The 16,853-nt window shown below is 57.1% G+C and carries 14 protein-coding genes; 7 read left to right on the plus strand and 7 right to left on the minus strand.

What is annotated here, in order from left to right; translation table 11 throughout:
* The first annotated feature begins 367 nt into the window (after positions 1 to 367).
* A complete protein-coding gene (locus H6650_07225; GenBank protein MCB8951786.1) occupies positions 368 to 628 on the plus strand; it encodes a hypothetical protein in 261 nt (86 codons plus the stop codon).
* A gap of 56 nt (positions 629 to 684) precedes the next feature.
* Positions 685 to 933, plus strand: coding sequence for a hypothetical protein (locus tag H6650_07230; protein MCB8951787.1), 249 nt, complete (start codon positions 685 to 687; stop codon positions 931 to 933).
* A gap of 4 nt (positions 934 to 937) precedes the next feature.
* On the opposite strand, the gene H6650_07235 is transcribed toward H6650_07230, so the two are convergent.
* From H6650_07235 to H6650_07255, 5 genes are all read right to left on the minus strand, one after another.
* A complete protein-coding gene (locus H6650_07235) occupies positions 938 to 1,477 on the minus strand; it encodes a hypothetical protein (protein ID MCB8951788.1) in 540 nt (179 codons plus the stop codon).
* A 513-nt stretch (positions 1,478 to 1,990) separates the two neighbouring features.
* Complete coding sequence (locus tag H6650_07240) at positions 1,991 to 2,167, minus strand: hypothetical protein (GenBank protein ID MCB8951789.1); 177 nt, start codon at positions 2,165 to 2,167, stop codon at positions 1,991 to 1,993.
* An 85-nt stretch (positions 2,168 to 2,252) separates the two neighbouring features.
* The gene (locus H6650_07245) at positions 2,253 to 2,624 is read right to left on the minus strand and encodes a hypothetical protein (protein MCB8951790.1); all 372 of its coding nucleotides are present in this window, start codon (positions 2,622 to 2,624) and stop codon (positions 2,253 to 2,255) included.
* A 170-nt stretch (positions 2,625 to 2,794) separates the two neighbouring features.
* Positions 2,795 to 3,466 carry a GTP cyclohydrolase I FolE gene (gene folE / locus H6650_07250; GenBank protein ID MCB8951791.1) on the minus strand — a complete coding sequence of 224 codons (672 nt, stop codon included), beginning with the start codon at positions 3,464 to 3,466 and terminating at the stop codon, positions 2,795 to 2,797.
* Between the two features lie 29 nt (positions 3,467 to 3,495).
* The gene (locus H6650_07255) at positions 3,496 to 4,575 is read right to left on the minus strand and encodes a zinc ribbon domain-containing protein (protein ID MCB8951792.1); all 1,080 of its coding nucleotides are present in this window, start codon (positions 4,573 to 4,575) and stop codon (positions 3,496 to 3,498) included.
* 447 nt (positions 4,576 to 5,022) lie between these two features.
* Between H6650_07255 and H6650_07260 the strand changes: the two genes are divergently transcribed.
* From H6650_07260 to pulA, 4 genes are all read left to right on the plus strand, one after another.
* Positions 5,023 to 6,309, plus strand: coding sequence for a citrate synthase (locus H6650_07260; GenBank protein MCB8951793.1), 1,287 nt, complete (start codon positions 5,023 to 5,025; stop codon positions 6,307 to 6,309).
* Positions 6,310 to 6,367: 58 nt separating this feature from the next.
* Positions 6,368 to 7,687 carry an NAD(P)/FAD-dependent oxidoreductase gene (locus tag H6650_07265; GenBank protein ID MCB8951794.1) on the plus strand — a complete coding sequence of 440 codons (1,320 nt, stop codon included), beginning with the start codon at positions 6,368 to 6,370 and terminating at the stop codon, positions 7,685 to 7,687.
* A 21-nt stretch (positions 7,688 to 7,708) separates the two neighbouring features.
* Complete coding sequence (locus H6650_07270) at positions 7,709 to 8,401, plus strand: Rpn family recombination-promoting nuclease/putative transposase (protein ID MCB8951795.1); 693 nt, start codon at positions 7,709 to 7,711, stop codon at positions 8,399 to 8,401.
* A gap of 1,122 nt (positions 8,402 to 9,523) precedes the next feature.
* Complete coding sequence (gene pulA, locus H6650_07275; protein MCB8951796.1) at positions 9,524 to 12,751, plus strand: pullulanase-type alpha-1,6-glucosidase; 3,228 nt, start codon at positions 9,524 to 9,526, stop codon at positions 12,749 to 12,751.
* Between the two features lie 58 nt (positions 12,752 to 12,809).
* Here the strand turns inward: pulA and H6650_07280 are convergent, their stop codons facing one another.
* Positions 12,810 to 13,736, minus strand: a complete 927-nt coding sequence (locus H6650_07280) for a DUF4097 family beta strand repeat protein (GenBank protein ID MCB8951797.1) — start codon at positions 13,734 to 13,736, stop codon at positions 12,810 to 12,812.
* 450 nt (positions 13,737 to 14,186) lie between these two features.
* Here H6650_07280 and H6650_07285 point away from each other — a divergent pair, with 450 nt between their 5' ends.
* On the plus strand, positions 14,187 to 14,969 hold the full coding sequence (locus H6650_07285; protein MCB8951798.1) for a tryptophan 2,3-dioxygenase: 783 nt from the start codon (positions 14,187 to 14,189) through the stop codon (positions 14,967 to 14,969).
* 120 nt (positions 14,970 to 15,089) lie between these two features.
* Here the strand turns inward: H6650_07285 and H6650_07290 are convergent, their stop codons facing one another.
* Positions 15,090 to 16,805 (minus strand): PAS domain-containing protein, encoded by a 1,716-nt coding sequence (locus H6650_07290; protein ID MCB8951799.1) that lies wholly within the window; start codon positions 16,803 to 16,805, stop codon positions 15,090 to 15,092.
* Between the last annotated feature and the right edge of the window lie 48 nt (positions 16,806 to 16,853).

A 16,853-nucleotide genomic window follows, 5' to 3' on the forward strand; every position in this document is an offset into this window, starting at 1 on the left:
TATCTTTTGTCTTTCCCGTGTCTTTCCGCGGATATTTAGGGACATATGTTATGTAAATGGACTCGCGCTACCAAAGATATTCTCATCGCGTAACTGCTAAGCCAGATTGGACCAATTTTCTCCGGTGAATAGGGTCATTGAGCGCCGGAAATTGGTCCAATCTCCAGAGAGCGTTCGTTAGTAGTTACCTCATCGCTTACCTATGAAGGTGGTTCTACCTCTGGGAAGCTGTAAAAAATCATGCTGTCAAAGCCAAAAAACACCGGACTTTAGTCTCTGAGGTTTGTTAACTGAATGTTGGCGATGACTTTGCCTGCCAGGTGGGTACGTTCTCGTACGACCAAAATATGGACTGAAAGGTTAGCAACTGGGGTGGAATATAAGTCAGGAAACGCGCGGCTGGAATGAAGGACAGTGGGTAACATTCTCGCAGCGGATCAAAGAAGAGGCGGAAGATTATCGTTACTTTCCGGAGCCGGATTTGCCGGCATTAGACATTGACGACGCCTGGATCGAACAAGTCCGCGCGGCTCTGCCTGAACTCCCCGACGCCAAGATTGCCCGCTATCTGGCGGATTTTGACCTGCCAGCATACGACGCTCACGTTCTCACCGATGAACACCCGTAACTGCCTGGTTTGAACAGGCAGTGGCAGCAGACGGCAATCCCAGGCAGGTCACCAACTTGATGATCAATAGCCTGTTCAACCTGATGGCGGCGCGTGGCCTGGCTCAGATTTCCGACGAATCCGCCCTGGCAGGCATTGTGGCGCAGATTCTGGCGCAAAATGAGGATCAGGTGGCGGTGTATCGTGCCGGCAAAACCAGAATTCGTGGCTGGTTTGTGGGGCAGGTGATGCAAGCCACTGGCGGCAAAGCCAACCCGACCCTGGTAAACAAACTGCTGGATGAGCAGCTCTATAAGGAAGTGTGAAGAACTATTCGCCCGAAGCAAAAAAGAACATGGCCTCCTGTTCCGTCGAAGCTTCTAAGATGCTAATGTAATTGTTAAACTCATCTATTTCCTGGTTGCTCTGAGGGGAAATTTTGGGCCAGACACTTTGTGGGAAAATGGCTTTGATATCCTCTCCATAATATGACCCATCTCTGGGAATAGTATATTCTATAATCTGCCTGCTGTCGCCTTTGTTTTCTAAAGTAACAGAAACAGGCACACTCACGCCTGTCCCCTTTCTTAATTGCTGCTGTTCTTGATAGAACTCTTGACACAAAGTCCAAAGATAAAGGGTAGTTATTTCCTCTTGCTGCTGAGTACCTAAAACATTGTAAGCACAAAATACTTTGCCACCGAATGCCACTGCACCCACATTGACAGCCAAATAGCTTTTTAATTCTTCAATCTGAATCGTTGGCTCTATCTGGTTTCGTTGTGATGTATCTGCTGTCGTTGTATTTTGGCACCCCATTGTTGCCGTGCCAATAAACATGAAGAAGATAAAGAATTTATTCAGCATCATCCTTAACCTCTACCTGTGAAACATCAGAACACCGTGCTACGAATTTGACTAACTTTACTCCTGTAGGAACCCCGGTTTTTTCACACGATGTTGTGATGTACGACATCTACCTGTTACCCTTCAGCCAATACCCCATAATATGGATACGGCGCAGTTAGACTTTTCTCTCTAACCGCGCCGAATAATACACATGAACTTTCCAAGCCCATGACAAGGTTTTGTCAGTCGGCTCTTGGGAATTTGAATGAGAGTGGGGCGAGCAACATATCTGATAAAGGCACAAGACCTTACGCCCCACTTAGTGATCGTCTAAATATTACTTCTCTTCGAGAGATTGGACCAATTATGTAGACATTAACAGGGTTTAACCAGAGCAAATTGGTCCAATCTGGGCAGATGACCTGTATAGTCACTCCTGTTTTACCTGCTGTAAAGTGCCGCAAATTGAGAAGTTGTTTCTAGACACTCACTTGATTACTTAAGTCAACTCCACGAACGCGCATTGATCGTATTTCATGGAAACCTGACTAGAACGTACCGTTGTGTAGCGCCCGCAGGTATGTCACGCAATCTTTTGTCCCTGGTATCCGTTGAATGATATGTGAGCAAAAGGTCAGTGGCATTTTCCGCAGTGACCAGCATATTATGGTAACTTACCCAGTTGCCGTTCTGCAACTGTTGTAACTGCACAATATCTCCTGGAGACAAAAGGTCTTTAGCAGTAGCATAGCTGGTCGTCCAACCAAGCTCAGTGGCGTAACTGTGATAATAGACTCTAATTGCTAAGCTCTGGGGTAAGGGCCTCGGCCAAAAAGAAACTGATCGTGTGGGCCAGAATCTTGGTCGTTATCCGATTGATCAACCCAGGCATTGAACGCGAGCGCGGTTGCTCAAAATTGAAGACGGTGGTCAGAACGCTGAAAGCCGTTTCGATGCGGTGGCGTAAATAGCCCAAGACTTTCCGAATATCCCGCGGCCATTGCTCTTTCTGATTGTCGCGCTTGAGACTAAGGAGGAGATGTTCCCCCGCATCCCATAGGCGGTCTTCCAGTTCTTGGGACACGTACCCTTTGTCACCGATCACACCCAGCCCTCTTCGATTTTCAAGCTGGGCAATCATGACGCTTCCGAAAAAAGCCTTGTTCATTGAACGTCGCCCCACAGTGGGGCGATTCTCTGAGCAAATCTGCCTTCTAAAATGTTTTCTAATTTTGGCGAAGGTATTGCTTTGAGTTATGGCTCAAAGTCTTTTGTCAATGCCGCGTTAACGGAAACCAAAGTGAGAATACCTTTGCGATGTTGAGGCAAGGGCCGGGTTCAAAAAGCTGTGCGGAGGCGGTTGCCGTGGTTGATGTGAGCCATGAACTCGGCGCGGGTCTTTTCGCAGGATTTGAACGTTCCGCGCATGGCGCTGGTGATCATGCGCGATTGTTCTTGTTTGATGCCGCGCATGATGGCGCACAGGTGGGAGCCTTCGATGACGACGGCCACGCCGGCGGGGTCGAGAATGGCCGTGATGGCGTCCGCGATTTCTTGCGTCAGGCGCTCCTGCACTTGCAGGCGGCGGGCGTACATCTCCACGATGCGCGGCAGCTTGGAAAGGCCGATCACCTGCTTGCCGGGGATGTAGGCGACATGCGCGAGGCCAAAGAAGGGGAGCAGGTGGTGTTCGCACAGGCTGTAGAAGCTGATGTCGCGCACAACGATCATTTCGTCGTAGGCCACGTCAAACAAGGCTCCGTTGATGAGTTCGTTCAGGTTGGTGTGGTAGCCGGCCAGCAGCTCCGCGTACATTTTTGCCACGCGCTCCGGTGTGCGCCGCAAGCCCTGGCGCGTGGGGTCCTGGACCAGGTTTTGCAGCATGGCGCGCACGGCGGCGGCGACGTTGGCCTGGTGTTGCGCGGTGTAGGCGTCGTGGCCGCTTTCCTGGAAGTCGGCGGCGTCATATACTTGAATGTGATTGCCGTTGCCGGCATTTTCTCTATTCATTACCAGACACATCTCCGCAAAAGAATCGACTAGAAAACGAAACCGCATTCCGGGCAGCTATCCGCATCGGCGGCGACCACGGCGTCGCATTGCGGGCAATACAACTCGAAATCAATGCCACATTGGGGGCAGGAGAGATCATCGGCGGAGACGGGGGCCAGGCATTCGGGGCAGAGCAGTTGCTGGCAGTGGGGGCATTGGTCCATGCCGGCATTGATCAATTGCCGGCACATGGGACACCTTAACACGGGATCAGGCGGGCGTATCACCTTCTCCGGGTCCTCCCCGCAGCGGGGGCAAATCGCCTCCTCCGGCTCCAGGTGAATCTGGCAGTTGGGGCAGAGGCGAAAAGAGCAGTTGGGGCAGGTGCTGATGCCGGCATTAAACTGCTCCCCACACGCCGGACAGGCCACAATCTGCACCATTCCCTCCGCCATCCGAATCGCATGTACCACCCGCGCCGACTTCCGTTGCATGATCGTCACCGGCTCCTCGCAGTAGAGGCAGATCACGTCGCCATGTTGTAGTGGTTGCCGGCAGTGCGTGCAGTAGTTGGGAAACAACGCCCCGCAGTTGGGGCAAATCTCCGTGCCCGCCGTCAACTCAAAATCACACAATGGGCAGTCAAAAAACAGATCCGCGCCGCAATGGGGGCAAACCTCATCCTCGTCATCCACCGCCTGGTTGCAGCGCGTGCAAAACGCCTGCCCACACTCGCGGCAAAAGCCATCTTCCAGGCTCACCGGCGCCTCGCAGGTAGGGCAGCGCGCGTCCTCATGAAACGGACGCGCCACCGTGCCCCCCACCACCGCCGGCGCCGCCGCGCCCAGAGCCACGCTGACGGGAGAGGTTGTTACTTCCATTTCTTCCGCCGCTTCCTCGTCAAAGACGAAGCCACACGTCGGGCAAACATTCACGTTGGCGGGCACGATTTCTTCGCATTCCGGGCACACCAGGTCAAATTCCACGCCGCAGGCATCGCAGCGTGTGGCTGAATCCGCCAGCGCCGCCAAACAGACCGGGCAAAACTCTTGCTCGCATTCGGGGCAAATTTCCGCGTCGGCTTCCAGGTGGGTATGGCAGGTGGGGCACGTTCTCGTTTCTTTCATGGGTCTTTCCTGACTGTATGATGGGTTCGTTGACGCAGCGTGTGCGCTTTGTGAATTCGGGTGGATTGATGGCGCGATAATGCCGGCACGCCCGCACCCTATTCTACTGGAATCCGCCAAAATCCCCATACCAGCCAATTATCACCCTTTTCCCATGAGAATGTCACCAGTTGCCGATTCAAGACCTGGAATTACTGGAGAATTAGCCTGTTCAGCGTTACAATTAGCATATAGTCTGCCTCGCCGCGGACCATAGAGGCAGCCGCTCACTTATCCGTAACGGTTGGCTGTCCGAACGAGAGGCAATAGGAAACAGCCCCCCCGGTCTGTTTGTATGCCTCGTTTTCGCCTGTTTGTTCTCCCCAAACGCAGACGTACATTTCCAGTAATCCCTTTCACATCCTTCCCCGTCCTGGCACAGGGGGCCAGGCGCATCTTGGAGGCAAAATGAGTATGGAAACCCTGACCGTAACCGACAATCGTACCGGTCACACCTATGAACTGCCCATTCAGAATGGCACGATCAAGGCAATGGACTTGCGTCAGATCAAGGTCAATAGTGATGACTTCGGACTGATGAGCTATGATCCGGCGTTTAAGAACACGGCCTCGACAAAGAGTACCATCACATTCATCGATGGTGACAAAGGCATTCTGCGGTACCGTGGCTATCCGATTGAGCAGTTGGCCGAACACAGTACGTTTCTGGAAGTCGCCTACCTGATTTTGTACGGCGAACTACCGACACAGGAAAAACTGGCTGAATGGAAACACACCATCACCCACCACACGCTGGTTCATGAGAATCTTAAAAGCGTCATAGACGGTTTTCGCTACGACGCGCACCCGATGAGCATCCTCATCAGCAGCGTTTCCGCTCTGGGCACGTTCTACCCGGAAGCAAAGAACGTGGAGGACCGGGCCAACCGGCAATTGCAGATCGCCCGCCTCATCGCCAAAATGCCTACCCTGGCCGCGCTCGCCTTTCGTCACAGCATGGGGCAGCCCTACGCCTACCCGGACAATGCCCTCGGCTACACGGGCAACTTCCTGAACATGATGTTCAAGTTGGTGGAGCCGCGCTACGATCCGAATCCCATTCTGGAGCGTGCGCTGGACATTCTCTTCATCCTGCACGCGGATCACGAACAAAACTGCGGGACAAACGCCATGCGTTCCGTCGGCAGTTCCCTCGTCGATCCCTACAGCTCCATCGCCGCGGCCACGGCGGCCCTGTTTGGCCCCCGCCACGGTGGCGCGAACGAGGCCGTTTTGCACATGTTGATGGAGATCGGCGACGCGAAGCGCGTACCGGAGTACGTGGAGCGCGTCAAACGGCGCGAATTCCGCCTCATGGGTTTCGGCCACCGCGTTTACAAGAACTATGACCCGCGCGCCGCTTTGGTTAAGGCCACGGCGCATGACGTGTTCAAGGTGACGGGAGCCAACCCGCTGCTGGATATTGCACTGGAATTGGAGCGCGTGGCGCTGGAAGACAGCTACTTCGTTGAGCGCAATCTCTACCCGAACGTGGACTTCTATTCCGGCATCATCTACCAGGCCATGGGGTTGCCGCTGGCCATGTTCCCCGTCATGTTCGCCATCCCCCGCACGGTTGGCTGGCTGGCGCAGTGGGAAGAGATGTTGAACGACTCGGAGCAGGCGATTGCCCGTCCGCGCCAGGTCTACCTCGGCTACGACGCCCGCGATTACGTCCCCGCGGACCAACGCTAAACGCTAGGAAAAACCGGGTTTTTACAAAAAACCCGGTTTTTGCCGTTTTAAATCAGGTATGGCTCCAACACAGCAACAGCCACACCGCGTCGTGATTGTTGGGGGCGGATTTGGCGGACTGTATGCGGCGCGGGCGCTGCGTAGCGCGCCGGTGGCGGTCACGTTGATAGACCGGCGCAATTTTCACCTGTTTCAACCACTGCTCTACCAGGTGGCAACGGGTGGCCTTTCTCCCGGTGACATTGCCTCACCGCTGCGGGCCGTGTTGGCGCGACAAAAGAACTGCGCTGTTGTGCAGGCGGAGGTGGTGGATGTGGACCCGCGGCGGCGGCGGGTGGTGCTACGTGATGGCGTTGTGCCGTATGACACGCTGATTCTGGCGCCGGGCGTGCGTCATCACTATTTCGGCCATGATGCGTGGGAGGAGTCGGCTCCTGGATTGAAAAGCATTGAAGAGGCGTTGACGATTCGCCGCCGCATCTTTTTGGCTTTTGAGACAGCGGAACGGGAGGGTGATCCGGCGCGGCGGGCGGCGTGGATGACGTTTGTTGTCGTCGGCGGTGGCCCGACGGGTGTGGAGTTGGCCGGGGCGTTGGGGGAGCTGGCGCGACGTACGCTGCGTGATGATTTCCGCCACATTGATCCGCGAAAGGCGCGTATTTTTCTGTTGGAGGGGCAGGAGCGCATTTTGCCGGCATATCACCCCACCTCCGCCACGCAAGCAACAACAGCCCTACAGCGGCTGGGTGTGACCGTGCGCACGCGCACGCTGCTGACGAACATGGGGCCGGATGGCGTGACGTTGGTGGAGAATGGGGTGGAAGCGTTTGTGCCGGCAAAAACCATTCTCTGGGCCGCGGGTATCAAAGCCTCGCCCCTGGGTCAACGCATCGCCAAACACACCGGCGCTTCCCTGGATAATGCCGGCAGATTACTTGTCCAACCCGACCTCACCCTCCCTGAATATCCCGAGATCCTCGTCATCGGCGATCTGGCGCACGTCGTCGGCGCGGATGGCCGGTCCCTGCCCGGCGTGGCTCCCGTTGCCATGCAGCAGGGAAAATACGCCGCCGACCTCATCAAGGCCCGCCTCCAAGCCCGCCCAATCCCCCCCTTCCGCTACCGCGACAAAGGTAACCTGGCCGTCATCGGGCGCAACAAAGCCGTGGCCGAGATTGGCCGCTGGCGCTTCTCCGGCATCATCGCCTGGCTTATCTGGGTCTTCGTCCACATTGCCTACCTCATCGAATTCGACAGTCGCCTGCTTGTCTTGCTGCAATGGGCTATTGACTACTTCACACGCAAGCGCGGCGCGCGCCTGATCACCGGAGACAACGCCTTTCCTCTTCTGGAGTCATTTGAACGGGAGAACGAATAATGCCCGGTCTACAGAATCCCCATGACCGTTTTTTCAAGAAGACTTTTACACAGCCGGACGTATCCCGTTCTGTTCTATCATGGACGGGAGGCGTGGCCTTTCCCGTCGCGCCTGAATAGTCTGTTCAATGCCCCGGAACCATTCGTGGAATTCGTGCCCAACTTTCGTTATCAACTGATAGATTTGAGCCAATACGCTGATGAAACGATCAAAGGTCAGGCTCTATTGTCCGTTGGCTTGCTCATCATGAAGTACATCTTCCGGTCAGACCTGGCGCAGCGACTCCCCGGCATTTTGGCGCTTCTGAGTGAGTTGGCGGAGCAGCAAACGGGTATACAATATCTTTACACGATCCTTCGCTATCTATCCGTTTCCGCTACATCGCTAAATGTGGCGGATTTGCGGCAGACGGTACGAAATCTGTTTGCCACACGTGGAGAGGAAATCATGGCTACAATAGCAGAGCAATGGCTGGAGCAAGGTCAGCAAGAAGGCCGGCAGGAGGGCCGGCAGGAAGGCTTGCTGGCGGGAATTGAACTGGCTTTGGAGTTGAAGTTCGGGTTAGAGGGTCTGGCACTGTGGCCGGAAATCGCGCGGATTTCATCGTTGCCACAGTTGCAGGCGATTGTTGCGGCTTTGCGCCAGGTAGATACCGCGGGAGAACTGCGGGAGATTGTCCATCGACTGGCAAGTGATGAGGTGGAAGCGTCATAGATGCATCAGCGACTTTGCCGGAAACGCTTTGCGCGACCTGGCTTCCTTGCCGCAATGCCTGCCGGCATTTTCAATGACCAGTATCGCACGACATCGAGTGAAAATATGAAACATACCAGGAATACATCCCAACGACCCTTTTTTGTCTGCTTTCTGTTATTTGTGCTATTTGTCGGTCCGTTGCCGGCATTTTCCGCCGCCGCGCAGCAAGAAACCCCCGATCTTCCCACGCCCAAAATCGTGGCGATTGCCGGGGATTTTCAGTCGGAGCTGGGTTGCTCCGGCGATTGGAATACAGATTGTGACGTGACTTTCTTGCAGTACGATGCCGGCAGCGACCTCTGGCGCGCCAAATTTACCTTGCCGGCAGGCGAGTGGGAATACAAAGCCGCCCTCAACGGAACCTGGGAAGACAACTTCGGTCTCAACGCCGAATACTATGGCCCTAATATCCCCCTCAAACTGGACGAAGAGCAATCCGTCACCTTCTTCTATGACCACAACACCCATTGGGTCACGGACAACGTGAACAGCATCGTCGCCAACGTACCTGGCAGCTTTCAGGACGCTGTTGGCTGTGCCGGCGACTGGGCACCCGACTGCCTGCGCACGCGGCTGCAAGACCCCGATGGCGATGGCATTTACACGTACATCACCACCTACATCCCCGCCGGCGACTATGAGGCAAAAGTAGCCGTCAATGAAAGCTGGGATGAAAACTACGGGGCGGACGGCATCGCCGGCGGGGGCAACATCCCCTTTACCGTGCCGGATAAGGCTCAGGTGACGTTTACCTGGGACCCGGCGAGCAAGCTGCTGACGATTACGACCGCCGCCGCGCCGGAGGGTGCGCCCACCAGCCCGCCCGTTGTCGCCACCGCGCCGGTCAACATCAACCCCGATTATGTGACGATTCCGGGCACGATCCAAAGCGTGCTGGGCTGTTCCGGCGATTGGCAGCCGGACTGCGGCAATACGTTTCTCACGCTGGACGAGGAAGATGATGTATGGCAAGGGGCGTGGGAATTGCCGGCAGGCAACTACGAATACAAGGTTGCCATTGACCAGAGTTGGAGCGTCAACTATGGCTTGAATGCGCAGAAAGACGGCCCCAACATCCCCCTGACCGTGCCCGAAGGGGGAGCCGTGGTCAAGTTTTACTATGATAACAAGACCAAATGGGTCACGGATAACGTGAACAGCCGCATTCCCACCGTGTTTGGCAGTTTCCAGGATGAGCTGGGCTGCGCCGCGGATGATGATCCGTCCTGCCTGCGCGCCTGGCTGGAAGACCCGGATGGAAATGGGGTGTACGCGGCAACGGTGCCGGCATTTGCCCTCGCCACCACCGGAGAAACCTACACCGCCCGCGTCGCCCTTAACGAAACCGCCGACGAAATCTACGGCGTCGATGGCGCGCCGGGCGGCGATCCCCTCACCTTCACCGTCCCCCCCGACGCCGCCGAAATCTTCTTTGAATACAACGCGGAGACTCACGTGCTTACCATCAACACCGCCGGCGCGCCCAAAGGCGACCTCGGTCTGGCGCAGGCCCATTGGGTCACGCGGGACACCATCGCCTGGGACATTGATCCCGCCGCCGCCACCACCTTTACCTTGCACTACGCCGTCAACGGCGGCCTCACCCTCAAAGCCGATGGCGACTTCGGCGGCGAGACAATCCCCCTCACCGTGGACGCAGCCGGACTCAGCGACGACATCATCGCCCGCTTCCCCCAACTGCGCACCTTCACCGCCCTGAAGATCGGCCCCAACGCCCTGCGCCAGGTGCGTATCGCCCTCAAGGGGCAGTTCGTCGTCTCCGCGCAAGATGCCGAGGGCACGGTCGTTGACGCCACCGGGCTGCAAATTCCGGGCGTCCTGGATGATCTCTACACCTACGAAGGTCCCCTCGGCGCGACCATCGCCGACGGCGCGCCCACGCTGCGCCTGTGGGCTCCCACGGCCCGCGCCGTGCGCCTCCTCCTCTACCCCGACGCGGCCGCCAACACCCGCCCCCAACCGCAGACGATGCGCGTAGACCCGGATACGGGCGTCTGGACGGCGGCGGGCGCGCCCGATTGGATGGGACAGTATTACTTGTATGAGGTGCAAGTGTACGTCCCCTTCACCGGCAAAGTGGAGACGAACCTGGTCACGGACCCGTATTCCATTAGCCTGGCCATGAACAGCACGCGCAGCCAGATTGTGGACCTGAATGACCCGGCGCTTATGCCGGCAGATTGGACCACCCTCGCCAAACCAGACCTGGCCGCGCCGGAAGACATCGTCCTTTACGAACTGCACGTGCGCGACTTCAGCGTCAATGACCCCAGCGTGCCCGCCGACCTGCGCGGAACCTACCTGGCCTTCACCTTGCCCGATTCCAACGGCATGAAGCACCTGCAAAACCTGGCCGCCGCCGGTCTGACGCACATTCACCTCCTCCCCGTTTTTGACATTGCCACCATCAACGAAGACAAATCTACCTGGGAGCAGGTGGACTTTGGCGAACTGGCGGCGTTGCCCCCCGATTCGGAAGAGCAGCAGGCTCTCCTCGCGCCCACGCGGGGCAAAGATGGCTTCAACTGGGGGTACGATCCCTACCATTACAGCACGCCGGAAGGCAGCTACAGCACCGACCCCAACGGTCCCGCCCGCATCCTGGAGTTTCGCCAGATGGTCGAAGCCCTGAACAAAACGGGCTTGCGTGTGGTCATGGACGTGGTTTACAACCACACCAACGCCAGCGGACAAAGCGAACGCTCCGTGCTGGACCGCATCGTGCCCGGTTATTACCATCGCCTCGATGGCAAAGGGCGCGTCGCCAACAGCACCTGCTGCGCCAACACGGCCACCGAACATAACATGATGCACAAGCTGATGGTGGATTCCGTCGTCATGTGGGCCACGGTCTACAAGATCGACGGCTTCCGCTTCGACTTGATGGGCCACCACATGCGCGACGATATGCTGGCGGTGCAGTCGGCGCTGCGCGCGCTCACGACAGACGCCGATGGCGTGGATGGGGCGCAAATCTACGTTTATGGCGAAGGGTGGAACTTCGGCGAAGTGGCAGACAACGCCCGCGGCGTCAATGCCACGCAGCTAAACATGGCGGGCACGGGCATTGGCACGTTTAACGACCGCGTGCGCGACGCGGCGCGCGGCGGCAGCCCGTTCGGCGGCTACCAGGAGCAGGGTTTCATTGATGGCTTGTACACGAACCCGAACGAGGTGGAAGCGCGCCCCGAAGGCGTACAGAAGGTGCAGTTGTTGCACTTTGCGGACCAGATTCGCGTGGCGCTGGCCGGAAATCTGGCCGATTACAGTTTTGTGGACATGACGGGGGAGACGGTAACGGGCGCAGAGGTGGATTACAACGGCTCACCCGCGGGTTACACCCAGGACCCACAGGAGCAAATCGTCTACATTTCCGCGCACGACAATGAGACGCTGTTCGACGCGGTGCAGTACAAAGCACCGGCCACGGCCACGACAGCGGACCGCGCGCGCATGCAGCAGATGGGGTTGAGTCTGGTGGCTTTGTCGCAGGGGGTTCCTTTCTTCCATGCCGGCAGCGACATGCTGCGCTCCAAGTCGTTTGATCGGGATAGCTACGACTCCGGCGACTGGTTCAACCGGCTGGACTTCACTTACCAGGACGCCGGCTTTGGCAGTGGCCTGCCCCCGGCGGACAAGAACAAAGAGAACTGGCCCATTATGCAGCCGCTGCTGGCGAATACCGATTTGCGCCCCACTTCCGCCGACATCTTGAGCACGGAGGCCCACTTCCAGGAAATGCTGCGCGTGCGCCAAAGCTCGCCGCTCTTCCGCTTGCAGACGGCGGCGGATGTGCAGCAGCGTCTTACTTTCCAGAATACCGGCCCGGATCAGATTCCCGGCCTGATTGTGATGACGCTCTCCGACGTGGGCGGCGCGCTTGACCCCCAATACGACGCGATTGTGGTTCTGTTCAATGCCACAAACGTGGCGCAGGATTACGTTGATGCGGAGATGGCGGGGGCGACGTTTGCCCTGCATCCTGTGCAGGCGGCGTCTGCCGACTCGCTGGTACGGACGGCGGGGTTTGATAGTGGCACGGGGACTTTTTCCGTGCCGGCATTAACCACGGCCGTGTTCGTTGCGGAGAAAGGAACCATGCTGGCGGCCAGACCCGCGCCGACGCCGGAGCCACAGCCGACGCCACCCGCGCCAGAAGCGACGCCGCCCGCACCAGAAGCGCCCGGCGCGGATTCTCAGCCGAGTCCAGGCGTCATCTGGGGGATTGCCGCCGCGGCGGTCGCCATCCTCGGCGGCGCGGTTTTATTCCTCATCCGCCGACGCTGACGTGAGTCAGGGACGAAGTTCCGCGCCGGAACTTCGTCCCTGCTCCCGTTTCCGGGAGCTATTCGCCCAGTTCCAGGATTACCGTGCCCACCCCGGTGTCGATATTGATGTCCAGAGTCACATCTGACTCCCCGTAGGCGTCGTTGACGTAGGCGTCGTCCTGGATACGGAAGCCGTTGGCCTTTACGTCGCCCAGCCCGGTATTTGCCCGGACGCGCACACCCACGTCGCGGGGGAGCTTCAGGGTTAAGTCGCCCAGGCCGCCGCCGATGGTGGCGTTCATGTTGCTTTCCCATGTGCCGCGCAGGTCAATGAGCACGGAGCCTGTTCCCATCTTAACGTTCAAATCGTCGAGGCGACCGCCGCCAAACTGGATGTTTGTTTCTCCCAGTCCGGTTTCAATGCCGGCATAATCCAAAGCCTGTGCCCCGATCTTCATCGTTATATCCCCGGTTCCCGTTTTGACTTGAAGGTCCGTGAGCGTCAACTCGCTGAAGTCGAGCGTACTTTTGCCCACACCCATCGTCACGTTCATATCCAGGGGTATTTCGTTGTTAAACCGCAGTGTCCAGCGGTTCGTAATTTTGTCGTCGGGAATGCCATTGATATTGCCGCTGGGCTGCGCCACCCGCAGCCGCCCGTTGTTATTAGTGACCTGATAATCCAATTCGGGTTTCCAATCCGCGACGTTGTACGAGAAATCGGCTTGTAGCAGCGATTCCGCGCCGCCGCTCAGGTTGAGTTCTCCGACACCCATGTTCACCGTGACGCGCACTTCCGTGGCGTCCGCCGGTTCAATGGTGTGTGTGTCGGTTTGCAGCGCGCCTACTTTGGTTGTGACGACGTTGCAGGCCAATGCGGCCAACAGCAGGCCGGAAAGCAACCATGTGATGCTGCTTCTCCTTTGATGGTTCCCAGATGAAATTGGCGCGCGCGTTCCATCCGAGCTGCTGCCGGTTACTTGTGTTTGCGTTAATTGCTTCATTCCGTTTTCCTTTCAATTCGGTAATTGCCCGGCGAGCGTCCGAAATTTAGTTCCCCTCCAGGTTGGTTCGTTCTCCTTGAGCGTTAAGAAAATACGTAACTACTAACGCTCTCTGAATGAACCAATCGGAAAGGGGGGGTGTCGCCCTGGCCCGAGACGGCTACGGGCTTCACCCAAACGTTACGGACGAGGTATGAGGTTGGGAAATGGTGTGGGCTGGTCGAGAGGCTTTGCAGCCTGGTGACACTAGTCAATACGACCAGGGACGGAATTTGTTGCGTGGGGGAGGAAAGGAAAATCGTCTATTCAGCTTTTGAGGGTACATCTGCCAACATGACAGCTTCTGGGAAGGTGTATATTTTGCTCCGGCGTGGACGTGGTAAAATGGCGAATGGGCATTTGGCGTTTCGTTGCTTTTGCCTGCATCCCCACACTCATTTTGGAGGCGATATGTCATTAACCTATACGAGTTATTTGCAAATTGAAGGATTGTTAGACCTGCAAGCACCCCAGTCGGGCGGTCCTGAACATGACGAAATGCTGTTCATTATCATTCATCAGGTATACGAATTGTGGTTTAAGCAGGTGCTGCACGAGATGGACTACCTGTACGCGCGGCTGTTGGAGAACGACGCGGCGCGCGCGCTGCCCACGCTGCGTCGCATCTTGACGATTTTCAAGACGCTGGTTTCGCAGATTGATGTTTTGGAGACGATGACGCCGTTGGAGTTTTTGTCGTTCCGCGACCGGCTGGAGTCGGCGAGTGGTTTTCAATCGTACCAGTTTCGGGAGCTGGAATTTGCGCTGGGGCATAAGCGGCGCAATGTGCTTGTGCATTATCCGCAGGGGACGGTGCCGCGAGAACGGTTGGAGATGCGGTATGCGCAGCCGACGTTGTGGGATGGTTTCCTGCGTTTTTTGGCGCTGAATGGGTATGATGTGCCGGCATTTCTCCTCCAGCGCGACGTGACAAAACCGCTGGAGCCGTCACCGGAAGTGCAGACCATCCTGATTAGCGTTTACCGCGACAATCCCGACGTCATGCGCGTCTGCGAGCGGTTGGTGGACCTGGATGAAGGCTTGCAGGAGTGGCGCTACCGCCACATCCAGATGGTGCAGCGCACCATTGGCAACAAGCAGGGCACGGGGGGATCCACAGGCGTGGGCTACCTCACATCTACCCTGTTCCATCCTCTTTTCCCTGACTTGTGGGCTATTCGGACGGGTCTGTAAAGCAAGATTGGAGATAACGGATGCGTTGGAAGGGTTCTTGCTTGTCGGCTAGTCCCCGGTCGATTTTGCACGAACCCTTCTGTCACGTCAGGCGCGACGTTACCACGGGAGCGCGGTCCGTCAGGCTTGATTTTGGGTCCTCAGGGTAAGAAAGACGGTTGTGCCCTGGCCGCGCTCGCTCTCGACCCAGATACGCTCGTGGTGGGCTTCCACGGCCATCTTGCAAAAGGCCAGGCCGAGGCCGCTTCCCTGACCGACCGCGTTACCCGTGCTGAATTTTTGGAAGAGGGTGGTCTGTTGTTCGGGGGGAATGCCCGGACCATTGTCGTGAACGGCAACGAGGAGCTTCTGGGGGTCGGCGGCCAGTGGTTGGGCGCTGATGCGGACGTAGCCGCCGTAGGGGGTGAATTTGATGGCGTTTCCGAGCAGGTTTTGCAGCACGCGCTCAATAAGTTCACGGTCGGCATAGGCGGGGGAAATGCCGGCAATCTCCCGTACCAAACGCAACTTTTTTTCATGAGCGATAACCGCGTACCGCTTCAAGAGTCCGTCGGCCATCTCTTGCAGGGTGAATGAAGAGTAATGAATCGGCATCATACCGCTTTCTATGCGGTTAATGTCCAGGATCGAGGAGACCAGCAGGAGCATTTGCTCCGCGCTGTGACGAGCAACGTGCAGAATCTCCTGATTGGCCTCCGTCATCTGCGCCGCCGTCGTTTCTTCCAGCCAGGTCAATGTGGTATGGATCGCGCCGAGCGGCGTACGCAGATCATGCACAATCGTGGAGGTGAGGTCCTCGCGCAACTGCTGCAACCGCTGGCGTTCGGTGATGTCGTGTAGGAGCAGCAAATAGCCTTGGTGTTGCTGCACGCGGTCCATTACCGGCGACAGGCGCGCTTCGTAGCCGTACGTGGTGTTTCCTTGCCGCAGGCGCAATTCCGTGACAAAGGCTTCTGGTGTTCCATTCTCCGTGAGTGGTGGAAGTTGGTGACGCAGTTCATCAGGCAGCATCTGACCAAAGCTGTTTTCTTCGCGCCAATTGAAGATAGTGCGCGCGGCCTGGTTCAGATCCAGAACGCGCTGGTGGTGATCGAACACAATCATGCCGTCGTTCATGCTGTTGATCACGCTGCCGCGGGCAATGGGCACGATGTCCAACAAGCGAAAGCGGTAAAGCCCGATAGAGAGAAGAAAAGTGCTGATGCCGAAGGCAAACGGGGTAGGATCGAGGCGGACGATGCGGAAGATGTAGAGGATATTGCCAATCCAGGGGATCATGAGGCCTGAAAACAGAATGAATGCCTGCAACTGGAACATTTTGACCAGGTTGCGCCAGATAACGCGGAGCAATAAGCTGGAGCCGATGAAGACGTAGCTGTAGCTGACGAGGACGTGAAACCAGAACCAGGGGCCGTAGGTGTTCGCCAGAAGGATGCCGTCCGGGCTGAGTTCGTTGGTGCGCCAGAGGAGGTAGTGCCAGTTGTTGGTGAAGGCGAGGAGGATGGTCAATGCCGGCACAATCGTCAATACCACCACATTCCGTCGCCGCAACCAGTCCTCATGATTGGTATGCCGCAGCACCAACAACAGCCAGGCCAGCGGCGTCGCGGCAATACCCACATACTCCAACCTGGCCCAAAACAACTTTGCGCTCAGGCCCGTAGCGGACAGTTCCAACCCGTAGGTGACCGCCCACCAACTGGCCGCCAGTCCCAGTAGTGTAAAGTAACGTGTTTCGTTGTTGTCCCGCCACTGCTGCGCATAAAGCCCCAGCAGGATGAGTGCGCCGGCAATCGTGAAGAGCAGCAGGGAGTGAGGCGTATAGTGCCAGTTCATTTCCTGGTATAATGATGATGTGTGAGGCTCGCTATTGGGTACTGCCAG

It is taken from the genome of Ardenticatenales bacterium, from assembly GCA_020634515.1.
In the GTDB taxonomy this organism is placed as follows: Bacteria; Chloroflexota; Anaerolineae; order Promineifilales; family Promineifilaceae; genus JAGVTM01.

What these genes read in the sequence shown, in the direction of transcription:
- folE (MCB8951791.1), bottom strand. Translation starts at nt 3,466, where the DNA reads ATGAATAGAGAAAATGCCGGCAACGGCAATCACATTCAAGTATATGAC.
- H6650_07290 (MCB8951799.1), bottom strand. Translation starts at nt 16,805, where the DNA reads ATGAACTGGCACTATACGCCTCACTCCCTGCTGCTCTTCACGATTGCC.
- H6650_07270 (MCB8951795.1), top strand. Translation starts at nt 7,709, where the DNA reads ATGACCGTTTTTTCAAGAAGACTTTTACACAGCCGGACGTATCCCGTT.
- H6650_07255 (MCB8951792.1), bottom strand. Translation starts at nt 4,575, where the DNA reads ATGAAAGAAACGAGAACGTGCCCCACCTGCCATACCCACCTGGAAGCC.
- H6650_07245 (MCB8951790.1), bottom strand. Translation starts at nt 2,624, where the DNA reads ATGAACAAGGCTTTTTTCGGAAGCGTCATGATTGCCCAGCTTGAAAAT.
- H6650_07265 (MCB8951794.1), top strand. Translation starts at nt 6,368, where the DNA reads ATGGCTCCAACACAGCAACAGCCACACCGCGTCGTGATTGTTGGGGGC.
- H6650_07235 (MCB8951788.1), bottom strand. Translation starts at nt 1,477, where the DNA reads ATGATGCTGAATAAATTCTTTATCTTCTTCATGTTTATTGGCACGGCA.
- H6650_07280 (MCB8951797.1), bottom strand. Translation starts at nt 13,736, where the DNA reads ATGAAGCAATTAACGCAAACACAAGTAACCGGCAGCAGCTCGGATGGA.
- H6650_07260 (MCB8951793.1), top strand. Translation starts at nt 5,023, where the DNA reads ATGAGTATGGAAACCCTGACCGTAACCGACAATCGTACCGGTCACACC.
- H6650_07285 (MCB8951798.1), top strand. Translation starts at nt 14,187, where the DNA reads ATGTCATTAACCTATACGAGTTATTTGCAAATTGAAGGATTGTTAGAC.